Origin of the sequence: Pseudonocardia sp. ICBG1293 (assembly GCF_020131355.1) — a bacterium.
In the GTDB taxonomy this organism is placed as follows: Bacteria; Actinomycetota; Actinomycetes; order Mycobacteriales; family Pseudonocardiaceae; genus Pseudonocardia.
In genome coordinates, this window is sequence record NZ_JAHLEL010000044.1 from 218,418 (window position 1) to 231,749 (window position 13,332).

1 protein-coding gene is annotated in these 13,332 nt (G+C 74.4%); it reads right to left on the reverse strand.

Annotation, left to right across the window (positions count from 1 at the left end; all coding sequences use genetic code 11):
• Positions 1 to 178: 178 nt before the first annotated feature.
• Positions 179 to 8,764: a hypothetical protein gene (locus tag KPF47_RS20905; RefSeq protein ID WP_224390428.1), complete on the reverse strand. Its 8,586-nt coding sequence runs from the start codon at positions 8,762 to 8,764 to the stop codon at positions 179 to 181.
• Positions 8,765 to 13,332: the final 4,568 nt, after the last annotated feature.

The following is a 13,332-nucleotide window of genomic DNA, read 5'->3' on the forward strand; positions in this document are numbered from 1 at the left end:
GGGTCCCCCGCGGGGGGCGTGGGTGTGCCGGGGGTCTCGGCGGCCGGGCCGTCGGCCGGTTCCGATCCCAGACTCGTCTCGGACCCGGCCGTCGCTGCACGACCGTCGTCGGTGCTGGTCCCGGTCCGGGTGTCCGAGCCGACGGTCGAAAGCCCGTCGGCGGTGGTCGGCGGGACGGTCAGGCGATCCGGCGCGTCGTCCGGGGTGCCCGCCACGACGGCCGGGGCGGCCGGCAGGTCATCGGCGAGCGGGCGCGGGCGCAGCGTATGCCGGGAGTCGTGGGAGGCGGTGTCGGAGCCGCCGAGCAGGTCCCGCTCCGAGGGGAGCAGCCCGAACGCATCGGCCCGGGAGCCGGCCGGTCGCGGAGCCGGGTGGGGTCACCGAGCAGGAGTGCGGTCTCGCTGGGGAGCAGGGCGGGATCGATGTCCGTCGGCAGGATTGTCACCGGGCGCACCGGTGCCCCCAGGATGTCGGCGACGATCCGGGCCGCGGCCGCGGTCCGGTCCCGGATCACGGACTGGTCGAGGTCCACCAGGTCGGCGATGCCGGCCGCGCCGTCGAAGGTGAGGACGAAACCGTCCACCTCGCGGCTGAGGACTCCCGACCACCGGCGGCCGTCCGGGGCCTCGACGGGTACGCCGTCGGCGTCGAACGCCACCCCGGTCCTCGGGTACCCGGCCTGCTCCATCGCCTGGGCGAAGTCATCGGTGCCCACCGCGGAGAAGGGGCCGTCGGGGAACCGGGACCGGTGCTCGGCGAGCATGGCGGACCACTCCGGAACGGCGGCGGCCACGATCCGCGGGCCGCCCGCAGCGTCGATCACCACCGTCCCGATCGGCACGGCCGACGACGGCGGGGCCGGAGCGGTCGCGCGCAGGGCCTCGGCCACCTCGGTGAGCGGCTGCAGCACCGGGGCGAGATCGACGGTCTCCGAGATCGCCGACGGCGGGCCGACCTGGTCGGCGCCGGGCCGGGAGCCGTCCGTGCCGGGCCACTGGACCTCGCCCTCGTACCGGGACCGGCTCAGCGGGAACGGCGGGACCCAGAACCCCATGTGCTGGGTGACGGCCCGGGCGGCGAGGTAGAGCCCGCCGACGACCGAGCCCCAGCTGCGGGTGTGGGCGGTGTCGGCGAAGCCCACACCGCGGCGCTCCGGGACGAGCATCAGCGCGGGGTGCGCGTCGCCGAGCCGGACGAGGCCCAGGAGCCGGGCCGACCCCGGCTGCACCCGTACGGCCGTCCCGGTCACGGGGGTGCCGGGTTCGGCCGTGCTCAGGACGGTGGCCGGGTGCCGCTCCTGGATGTCCCGGCGCCCCACCAGGACCCGGTGTGCGTCGTCGACCAGCAGGTCCCACTCGCCGCCGGAGGGCGCCAGGAGCGTCCAGCGCGACAGGTCGGTCAGCGGCCACCAGTGCATGGTCCGGTCCGGGGAGATCGGCAACAGCTCGGTCGGCTCGGCCGGCCCCTCCGGCGTCGGCCCCGCGTGCATGACGGGGGTGACGGGCTCGTCGAGCAGGCCGACGAACTCGCGGGCGAACGCGCGCAGCCCCGGCGGGACCTGGGGTTCGTCCATCAGGTGGGGCAGGCTGTCGTCCAGCGTCCAGCGGCCGGTGCGCGGCGAGAGCACCAGGCGGCCACCGAGCAGGACGGTCGCGGCCCGCAGGTCGGCCAGCGCCGTCGGGGTCTCCCGCGCAACGATCAGCGGCCCGTCCGGGGACCGGGTGAACCACAGCCACGAGGTACCCGCCTCGGCGGCGAAGGTCCGCGCCGGGAGTTCGTCCAGTCGCGCCCAGCGCTCGTCCACCCCCTCCGGGATCTCGTTCACCGGCTCGTCCCGGGTGCGCTCGGACGAGACCAGGGATGCGTCATCGGAGTCGTCACCGATCTCGACCTCGGTCTCGATCTCGGTCCCGGCGGGCTCCGGATCCGGGGACGCGGGCGGCCGGCCGGGCTGCACGGGGTGGTGCGCCGGCGACCGCACCAGCTCGGGCTCGGGCTCGGCGCGCTCGAGCAACGGCGTGTCGTCGTAGGACTCCGGGGAGGACTCCGACGTCACGTCGCTGCCGAGAGAGCCGTCGACGGAGCCGTCCTCCGTCCGCTCGGCATCCGCCGTGCGGGCGAGCGTGTCCAGCGAACCGAACACCGGGAGCCCGGGATCGGGCTCGGAGACGTCCGCGACGGCCCGGGTCGGGGCCGGTGCCGTGGCCGGCCCGCCGACCCGCTCCGCCGCCGGCACCACCGGTCCCGGCACGACACGCAGGTCGGGGCCGCTGTCCGGCGTCGGGTGCAGGCGTGTGCCCGGCGGGAGGGTGTACCGGGTGCCCCCGTCGGGATCGACCACGGCGAGCAGCGGTGTGCCCGCGGGCGCGTGCACCCGCACCGCACCGGACGCCGGCACCCCCCGCCCGGACCGGGCAGGGACGACGGGCAGCCCGTCACGGACCACACCATCGGTGTCCAGGGCGGTGGCCTGGACCTCGGCGTCGAACACGACCGGGCGGGGCGTGCGGGTGCGCTCCGCCGCCGTCGCGAGCGCCACCCGGTCTCCTACGGTCGGTGCCGGGGTGCCCGGGCCACGCTCCGCGGTCACGAGCCGGTCGTGGATCTCGGCGGTGCCGTCGTCGAGCGCCACCTGCTTGCCGGCCCAGGTGTCGAGTTCGGCCGCGACCGGGCGGCTGGACACGCCGGGGGCGTCGTCGTGGAGCGGTGCGGCGGGCGGGCGTCCGAAGCCGGTCGGCTCCGGGATGCGCCCGAACCGGCCGATCGCCACCACGTCCACCGTGAACGGCCGCGCCCCTCCCGGCACCGGACGCTCGGCCGGACGGATCACCGTGTACACGGCGAACACCCGATCGGCCTCGGCCCGGTTCGACGGCAGTCCCAGCCGCCGCAGCTCCAGCATGACCTCTGCACGCTCGACCTCGTCGAGCGCGGCAGGAGGCCCGTCCCGGAACCGGGGCGCCGTACGGCCGGTGGGCTCCGGTGCGCCCGTTCCCGGCCCCGAGATCCGCCGCCGCTTCGGGGCACCCGCACCGTCGGCCTCGTTCTCCCCCCGGGTCTGCCACGGGGACCGCTGCCACCCGCGCACGGTGTTGGCGGAGACCAGCCCACCGGACCGGGCGGCCAGGTCGGGCGCGCTCCGGCCGGCCAGCAGCCCGGCGCGCACCCACAGCCGGACGAGCGCCGTCTCGTCCCGCTTGGTGAACGGGGTGTCCGCGGCGAACCCCCCGCCGTGGACGGCGCGCAGCCCGTCCAGCAGGTCGCGCAGGGACCCGGCGTCGGCGGGACCGTCGCCGACCCACCCCTGCACCTGCTCGGCCACATCGGGGTGCGTGGCACGCCAACCGTCGGCCCGGTGCTCGGCGAGTGTCTGCGCACTCCACCGGTCACCGGCCAGCACGTTCGAGGCGGCGTCGTCGAGGTTCGCGGTGGTCGGGGCCGAACGGCCGCGCTCCTCCGCGAGACCGGCGAGATCGGCGAGGAACCCGGCGTCCGCCCGGATCGCCGCCCAGGCGACACCGTCCACGCCGGGGGTGGCCGCCAGCTGGGCACGCTTCGCGAGGACCAGCACACGGAAGCCGGGGCTCCCCGACATCGAGGCAACGTCCCACCGTGGTCCCGCCGGGCGGGGATCAGCCGCCCCGACTACCCGGCTCTGCTGGTCCCGCCACCTGCGGACCGCAGTGTCAGCGGTCAGCCCGCCCGACGCACGGGCGAGTTCGGCGGCCGGCCTACCGACGGCCAGCCCGGCCTCGACCCAGATCCGGGCCAACGCCCGCTCGTCCCAGCTCGTGAACGGAACCCCGCGGACGAACCCGCCATCGTTCGTCCCGCGCACCGCGCCGAACCGGTCGCGCAGCGTCCCACCCGAGACATCCGAGGCCCACCCCTCGACCTCCGCCACGAAGCCCGGATGCGCCAGGCGCCAGCCCTCGACACGCCCCGCCATGAACGGTTCGAATTCCCATCTGTCCCCCGCCAGCGCAGCGGACACCGCGGCACGGAGGCCCGCGCGGGACGGCGCCGGGCGGCCGGCGTCGAGCGCGCGCCACGCCGCGGCGGTTCCGACGCCCTCGTCGACCAGGAGCGCGTTCTGGTTCATCTCGGGCCTCCCAGGCGTGCGCACCAGCTCGCCACGCCGCAGGAGGACGAAGCTCTGGAAGGCCGGATCGCTCGCCAGCCACGCGTCGCCGGAGTCGGCGTCGCCGGCGAGGATCCGGGACGCGGCGGTCATGACGTCCCTGGTGGACGGCGTCGGATGACCGCGCTCCTCGGCGAGGCGGGAGACGTCGGCCCGGATACCGGCATCGGCCAGGGCCGCGTCCCAGGCGGCGTCGAGCACCCCGGGGCCTGCCATCAGCCGCGCACGCTCGGCGAGGACCAGCTCGCGGAAGCCGGGATCCGCCGTCATCGAGGCGACGTCCCACCCGGGCTCCACCGGGCCGGCTGCCCAGCCGTATCGGTCCTGCCACCCGCTGATCGCATCCGCGGTGGTGAGTCCGCCCGAACCGTGGGTCAGGTCGGCGGCGGTCCGGCCGTCCACGAGCCCGGCCTCGACCCAGATCCGTGTCAATGCCCGCTCGTCCCAGCTCGTGAACGGAACCCCGCGGATGAACCCGCCCTCGTTCGCGCTCCGCATCGCGTGGAGCCGGTCGCGCAGCGTCCCGCCCGACCGGTCCTCGGCCCACCCCTCGATCACGTCCACGAGGCCCTGATGCGCACGGCGCCAGCCCCCGACGCGCCCCGCCATGAACGGCTCGATGTCCCACCGGTAGGCCACCAGCGCAGCGGACACCGCACTGCGCAGTTCGGTGAACGTCGGCCCCGGGCGGCCGGCGTCGCTCGCGAGCCGCGTCACGAGCGCGCGGACATCGTCATCGGCCACGACCGCGGCGACGGTCATGTCGGCCGCCCCCGGGGTGCGCACCAGTTCGCCACGCCGGCGCAGGACCAGCTCCCGGAACTCGGGGTCGGTCGCCGGCCACACGTCCACCGGGCCGGCATCGGTCCGGGCCGGCGACGACGGTCCGGACGTGTCGTCGACGACGATCGTGGCCCGCGCACGCTCGGCGAAATGGCGCGCCGTCTCCTGCACCGCGTTCCGGACGCCCGGATCACCGATGTCGGGGCCCGGCTCGCCCCGGCCGAACAACTGCACCGCGACGTGATCGGTCACCAGCTCGAACGCGATCCGGCCCCGCGGCCCGGCAGCGGCGACGTCCCCCATGACCTCGGCGGCCACCGACGACGCGGCGGACCGCAGATTCCCCACCTCGTCGTCGGCGAGGCCGGCCGCGATGGCGAACCCGTCCCAGTCCAGCCGCGGCAGGACCAGCGCCTCGGTCACCTCACGTTCCAGGGTCTCCGGCGACTGCGCTGCACCGGGCGCTCCGCCGCGCAACCGCGGCTCCGGGACGTCCTGCTCCCGGTAGTGGCCGAGTAGGCGCGGGGCGAGCGAGCGCGCGTCCTGGGTGCCGATACCGCTCCCGGACACCACCGAACGCCCACTGCTCAACCGTTCGAACTCCACCAGCCGGTCGAGTTCACCGTCGTGCAGTTCATCGGTGGTGTGCCGGTCCATCCGGCGCAACGCGGTGCGGATCTCCGTCCGCACGCCGGGGGGAAGCTCCGGTGCGTCGATCTGCCGCCAGTGCACTGCTCCGGGCGCCACGGCGTCGGGGGATTCGGCGACGTCGTCCGGTGTCGTCTGCGGACGCTCCCGCGGTGCCGGGGTGGTCTCGGAGGCCGGGTCGGCCCCGGCGTCGTCGGGACGGTCCGCGCCGTCGGCCGGCCCCGGTCCGGGCTCCACGGGCCCGTCGGTGGGCCGGTCGTCGTCCGGTCCCGCCCCAGCCGGCAGGAGATCGAGGCGTGCGACCCACGCGTCACCGTCGAACGACAGGTCACGCACCCGCACGACCGACCCCGCCGGCACCACCGTGTGCAGCGCCCCGGTCGCCTGCGGACGCACGACGACGGTCGCACCAGCAGGCACCGCGACGATCACCGCGGTCCCGCCCGCCGACGACGGCTGGTCGGTCCCCTCCAGCTCGTGTTCCAGCTCGAAGGTCATGTCCACCGGCGGTACGGGCGTCGTCACGGGCCACGCGGCCGAGATGGTCCGCCGCTCCGTGGTCATCTCGCTGAACGGCGGAAGGGTGAACGTCCCGTCACCCCGGACGTCCGGGATGACGGCGAACGAGTCCGTCTGCGTCGTCTGCGGCGCGATCACCGTCAGGACCGCCCGGCCCCGGTGGTCGCCCGCGCGGTAGAGCACCGTCCCCGCCGGGAGTGACTCCCGGAGTTCCCCGTCCACCTCCGGTCGGATCAGCGGGGTGCCGGGGGGCATGTCGACCACGACCGGCACGCCGTGCGGCTCGGCGGGGTCGTCCATCCCCAGGTCGACGCGCAGCACCAGCGTCTCGCCGGTGGTGGAGGGTACCCGCGGCAGGGTCGCCTCGAGCTGCCTGCGGTGGAGGAGCGGGTACCGCAGGTCGGGGGCTGCTGCAGCCACCGCGTGTTGCGCCGCCTCCAGCGCGGCGAACAGCGCCACGGCGTAGCTCAAGACCGGTGTGCCCAGCGCCGTGGGGTCGCCACCCCGCTCCAGTCGTACCGGCGCAGCATCGACCGGCTGTGAGCCGGGGCGGGCGGGCCAGCCGGGAGGGGCCGTCCGGTCGATCTCCGCGGCCCACCGCGCGACGACGGTGCGCTGGGCGAGGGAGTCGTCCCAGGCCCGGCCCATGGCATCAGCCACCGTCTGCCAGAGCGTCCCGTCGGGCTCTGCTGCGTCGATCCAGCCGTCGTGCCGGGCGATGACGTCCGCCAGGCGCTCGCTCCGCTCGGTGTGAGCGCCGTCCACGACGGCGGCGACGTCGGCGTCGAGCTCGGACTCGTCGATCCCGTGGTCGACGCGTGGATCGGGCCGGGCGCCGCCCGGGTGCAGGCGGGCCCGGACGAGCGGGTGCGCGGCGGCACGCGGTTCCAGCGCCAGGTCCACCAGCTCGACCAGACGGTTCTCGCGTTCCTCAGCGGTGAGCGTCGATGCATCGAGGTGGCGGCCCGCGTGCTGCTCCACGGTGTCGAGGGCGACCTCGGCGGCACCGAGGAGCTCGTCCACGTTCTGGTCGAGGCCCCGGTACAGCTCCTCGGCCTCGGGGGATCTCGTGGCTGCACGACGCAGATGGTCGAGCACCGCACCCAGACGGCTGCCCGGCATCGTCGTCCCTGCGGGCACTCCGCCGTCGGAGATCGTCGAGGCCGCGTCGTCGTCCCACAGACGGGGCCCACGGGTCGATGCCCCGGAACCGGGGCCGAAGTCGGAGTCGGCGTCGGACACCGACATCGCGTCGTCCGCCGGGCCCGGCGCCGGGCCCGTGGCGGACCCGGGCTCGTCACCCATGACCTCGATGGTGCCGATCGGCCGCACCCGACTGCCCGTGAGGTCGGCGAGCTGCTGGGCGACCAGCTCGATGCGGGCGAGCACCTCGGCGCGGGTGGGGCCGTCGGGACCGAGGTCCCCCTCGACGCCGCCGTTGTTCCGGAGCTCGAGCGCGTCGTCGCCGGAGCGGTTCAGCGTGCCGGCCCAGAGGTTGCCGTCGAGGGTCGGGACCGGGTTGCCGGTGTCGTCGAACGTCACTCCGAGTGCCGGAAAACCGGCGAGCTCGATCGCCGTCTGCCAGTTCTCGCTCTGCTGCCCGATCTCTTCCATCGCCGCGGCGTCGGCGATCTGGTCGCTGGTCAGGAAGTCCGGCGCGGTCTCGGCGGCCCGGATGCGGTAGGCGGCAGTCCAGAACATCTCCGGGACCGCGCTCTCGGGCGGGCCGAACCGCAACCGGCCCTCCCTGTCGAGCAGTACCGGTCGGCCTGCACCACCCCGGGGACCCAGGACTGCGTGCAGGCTGGGACGCGACACCGGTGCTCCGGTCGCCGCCGGGTACACCGCGTCCTCCGACGGGGCCGCCAGCTGCTCGCGCATCGTGGTCTCGTCCGCCGGTCCGACGGACCGTGGCTCGCGCACTGTGCCCTCGGACACGGTCAGACCGTGCTCGTCCAGCTCGACGGGCATCGAGCTGGTCCGGTCACTCTGCTCGGCGAATGCCTGGCGCACCCTGCGGGCCGCCCGGACGACCTCGGCCCACGGCATCGTCGCGGACCGGTCGGGGATGCCGGTGGGCCGCACCTCGATCGTCCAGCCCGTGTCCTCGGCGACCGCCACCGTCCCGGTCAGCCGGGCCGTGGTCACCGCCGTCCGCGGGGCCCGGTCGATCCGGTCGCCGTAGCTCTCGCGGTCGGCGTCGGGCAGCAGGTCCAGCGGATGCCGCTCGTCGAGCGCCGGGTGCCCCACGAGCACGTCGCCCTGCTCGGTCAGCACGAACGACCACGGCTCGTCCGAATCCGGTACCCCGACCAGGACGATCCGGTCCACCGGGTACCAGTCGGTCACCGGTCCGAGGTCGAGGGACGGCGAGGTGCCGTCGACCGGGGCGTCGCCGTCCGGGACCGTCGGCTCCGGCGACGGGGCCGGTCGCGGGCTGTCCGGATCCGGGTCCGGCACCAGGGTGGCCGGCGGCACCTCGTGCGCCGCATCGACCGCGGCGAGCTCGCGGCGCACGGTCTCCCCGACGGTGGCGTCGAGCTCCGCGCCGAGCTCGGCCCGCCGCAGCGCCAGCTCGCCCAGGTCCCGGTCGGTCTCCCGCCGTGCCTCCCGGTCGTCGAGGAGATCGGCGAGCCGGGCCCGGGCACGGGCCAGCTCGATCTCGTCGAACAAGTCCGCGGCACCGTCCAGCACCTCGGCTGCGCGTCCCTCGCGGCGTGCCGTCTACTGCTCGCGGGCGGCCCGCTCCGCCATCTGTTCGCTCGTGGTGATGCCGTCCAGCTCCCGGCGGGTGGCGTCGGGCAGTCCTGGGTCCAGCACGTCCAGGCGGCGCGCCACATCGGTGCGGCGCGGGTCGGTGGGCTCCGCCAGCTCAGGGTCGATCGCGGCGAGCTCGGCTGCGAACCGGGCGCGGGCGTCGTCCACCAGGATGGCGGCCAGCTCTGCGTGCCACCGTTCGGCCGACCGCCGGGCATCCGCGTGGCTCCGGGCCACCTCGGCCGCGGTGAGCGGCCCGGGTTCGACGGTTCCGGAGCCGTGCAGGGACGGTTCCCGCCGCAGCAGGCCCGCGTGGTCGTCGTCGCCGTGTGTGTTGCTGCCGGACAGGTCGGGTCCGCCGGCAGCGGAGCCCTCGTCCGGCGCGTTCTGAGCGTCGGCCAGAACGGCGTCCAGCGACGGGGTCGTCGGGCTCTCGGGCCGTGGCTCGAAGATGTCGGTCCGGGTGTCCGTACCGACTCCGGCGGTGCTCGTGCGGGGGTCGGCTTCTCCGTCGGGCAGCGGACCGGTCGACGGGCCCCCGGGCGGCTGCGGGGCACCGCCCCGCAGACCCGGCCGATCCAGGGGGGCACCCCGAAGTACACGGCGTAGGCATCGGCGAACCGGCCGGCCGGATCCGTCCGGGGCGCACCGCCATGACCGGGTCCCGACCCGATGTCGTCCACCCGGGCGCGCAGGAACTCGACGAGCTGGTCGAACTCCCGGCCCTCCGGCAGTTCGGGCAGCGCGGCGAACACCGCGGAACCCGCACGCGGATCGGCCACCTGCATCGCCCGCCGGAGGTCGCCCCGCTCGTTGTGCGAAAGCTCGGGGGCGTCGACCAGCTGGTGCCACGGGCGCCGGGCCGGGCGGGTGGGCAGATCGGTCCTCTCCGTGCCGTGTACGTCGTCCGGGCCGAGGATCCGTGACCGTTTCGAGGCCGGCTCGGCTTCCGGCTCGATCGCCCCCGGGTTCGGTGCGATACCCGCCGTCCGCACCCGCCGGGCGAGCTCGTTCGCCACGGCTCGGGTGCCCTCCGCGGCGGCGGTGCCGGCGGTGGGCGAGCCCGTCAGCCCCCACTCGACCAGCTCCACTGCGATTCGGTCCACCATCAGGCTGAACGCCACTCGGCCTCGAGGGCCGGACCAGAGCAGATCCGGCAGAACCTCGGAGACCAACTCCCTCGCCGCAGCATCCAGGTCGAACAGCTGGCCGACGGTTCTCCCCATTCCTGTTGCGAGGACATGCCAGTCCAGCCGCGGCAGTTCCAAAACCTCCGACACCGACCGTTCCAGGTCGGGCGGGAGCTCGGGGCCCGGTGTCGCGTCGGCCGCCGCATCATCGCGGATGCGCGTGTCCGCCGTGGTCGGCGTCTCGTCCGCGCGCGCCGAGGAAGGCACCGAGCGACGACGGTTCGCGTCCCACTCGTACAACTCCGCCCAGTCGCGGATCGTCGACACGCCCACCAGGCCGTCGGCCCAGTCCGCAAGCTGCTCCGGTGACCGGCCCGACAGGTACCCGGCTCGCGACGCGATCTGGACGAGTGCCATCTCGTCCCGGCTGACGAACGGGATGCCTGGTACGAAACCACCGTCGTTGGTCGCCCGCAGGGCCGCCAGTCTGTCCGGCAACGATCGGTCCGGGGCGGGGTACTCGCGACTCCATCCCCCCACGAGCGCGACCAGCTGCGGCTGATCGGTGCGCCATCCGTCGGCTCTGAGCTCGACCTGCCTGTGCTGTCCCCACGGGTGATCCGCGAGAACCGCAGACACCGCAGCCGACAGGGACGGATCGGAAAGCATCGCACGACCCACCTCGATGCCCAGGCTCACGACCCTCTCCGCGAAGACGGCGCTCGTCCCGAGCGTGCCCGCCATGGTGTCCGGGACGCCCGGCGTACGGGCCAGCTCCGCGCGAACGCCGAGAACCACCGTCCGGAACCCGTCGTGCTGCGTCAGCACACCGACATCCCGGAACTTCGGGACCCACGTGTGGGCGTCCCGCCAGCCGTTGATCTGGGTTGCGGTCGCCAGTCCGCCGGAAGCCCAGGACAGCCACGGAATGGGCCGCCCGCTGACCCAGCCGGCGCGAGCCCAGATCCGGGTGAGCGCTTCCTCGTCCCGCTTCTCGAAGGGCACCCGCGGTGCGAATCCGCCGTCGTTGGCCGCCTTCAGCTCGTCGAGCCTGCCACGGAGTGACGGAACCGCAGTTCCATCGGTCGCCCAGCCCTCGACCATCTCCACGAGTTGCGGATGCTCGGTCCGCCATCCCTCCATCCGCCGGTCGACGAAGTCGTGTCTCCGCTGCGGATCACGAGCCAGGACCTGCCTGATCGCCTGACGCAGTACCGCAGCAGGCAGTTCGACTCGGCCGTCCCCGGCACGGAACCGTGTCAACCGGTCTCGGAATGTTCCGTCGACCTGAACCGCGTCCTGGGAGAAGTTCGCCGCGCCCGGTGATCTCACGAGACGGTCCCGCGCCTCGCGGACGATCTCCGTGAAAGCGCCGTCCGACGCCAGGGCGTCGGCGTCCCAACGGGAGACCTCCCCGACCGGTACATACGGGGGTGGTGCGGTCCGCGACGGTCCAGCCGGGGCCATGGTGGACGTCGAACCGTGCGAGCGCCCCGCCGAGCCGATGAACGGCCACAGGAAGCCGGCGTCCTGTGCCTTCTCCACCAAGAGCCGCGCGGACTCCGTGATATCCGATGGAACGTCCGTACCGACGAGCCCTGGTTCCCAGATCCGTTGCTCGACCAGTGCCGTGGCCACGTGGTCGATCAGCAGGTTGTAGACGATCCGCTCACTCGGCGGCGGGTCCGGGCTGACGACCGTGCCCATCACTCCGGTTGCCGTCTCGCCGGCGATGGCCAGCAACTCGGTCTCGCTGCCGTCCTCCCACCCGCGGTCGGCAGCGAATCCTCCCCAGTTCTGCTGGTGGACGTCGAGCTCGCGCGACACGACTCCTGGATCGGTGACAACACCTCGACTCCATTTCCCCAGCGTCGTCGTGTCCACCAGGCCTCCGGACCGTCTGATCAGGCTGCGTGCGGAGGAGCCCGCGCGGAGCGCCGCCTGGGCCCAGACGCGGACGAGGGCCGACGTGTCGAGAGTGGTCATGCGTGTGCCCGGCAGGAGCGACCGCCCGCCTTCCTGCCACCCGCCGTCCAGACGGCTCCTGACGGTGCTGGGGTCATCGGCCCCCGTGGCCGCCCATTCCTCCAAACGCTGGACGAACTCGGGGTACTCCGCCCGCCAGCCGCGCGCACGAAGACTCAGGGTGAGCGTCGGCAGTATCTTGTCGGCGCCGAGCACGTGGGACACCGCTTCCGTGAGAGCTTTGCGGCCCGGGAGCGTGCGCCCACGTTCATCGGCGAATCGACGGAGTTCGGAGAGGACGTCGGCACGGCTCACCAGACTCGGTGCGCCGACCGACGCCACGCCGGGGGTTCGGGCCAGCTTCCGGCGGCCCTCGACGACGATGTCTACGAATCCGGGGTCGGCCCTCATCGACGAGGGATCCCACCGCGCGGGCAGAGAGCTCTCGACGGGGACGTTCCCGACGGCGTCGGACGTCCGCCGCGACGACGTCGTCCCGCCTGTCTCGTCGAGGTCGTGGGGACCGCTCCCGGCGAGCCTCCTCTGTGCGCCGCGGGTGCTCTCCCGGAGACCCTCGATCGCCGCCACCGACTCTGAGGTTGATGCATCCACACCCGGTCCCGGTGCACCGCCGCCCAGCCCCGGCTCGCCCGGCGTCTTCCCCTCCCGTGCCAGAAGCGCCCGGGCTAGACCACCGGCCAGAAGCGTCGCCTGCAAGCCACCGATCCTGTCGCGCGGAACCGGGCCGAGTTCCCGCACGGGCCACGACGCGGCCTCTCCATCGGTTCCCAGCCCCGAAGCCGCCGACTCCCGCCGACGCTCCAGCGCGACCCGGGTCTCCTCCCGCAACTGCGACACGAGCTCGTCGAACTCGGCACCGTTCGGCAACTCCCGGCCCCCGAGCAACGTGCCCAGTTCCCGACGTAACACCGCGCGCACGTTCGGGTGGATCTCCTCCACCCAGACACCCGGCGTCACGCCGCCCGGCTCCACCTCGAACGATCTCTCGGGAGACTGCTCGACGAGGTCGGCCCCGGGGGTCGGTACCGGTTCCCGGGCCGGGGTGTCCGGGCCGAGGGCACGAGCCGGCCGGGAGGGTCCGGCGCCCAGGATCTCGTCGATCGACCCGACCAGGGGCCGTTGCCGCGGAGCGAGCACCCCGGGGGATCCGCGCTCGGCGCCCCGCCCGACCGAACTTCCGCTGGAACCGTCGGAACTGCTCGACCCGGACTCCGAGTCACGGTCCGGATCGGGCCCGAGGTGCTCCAGCACCAGGTCGGCGACCCGGAGACCACCCGTGTCCGACTCCCCCATCACCGACATCCGGGTACCGGCCGGCAACCTCGGCCCGGATCCCCCGGGGCCGCTCCACCAGGCCACGGACGCCGG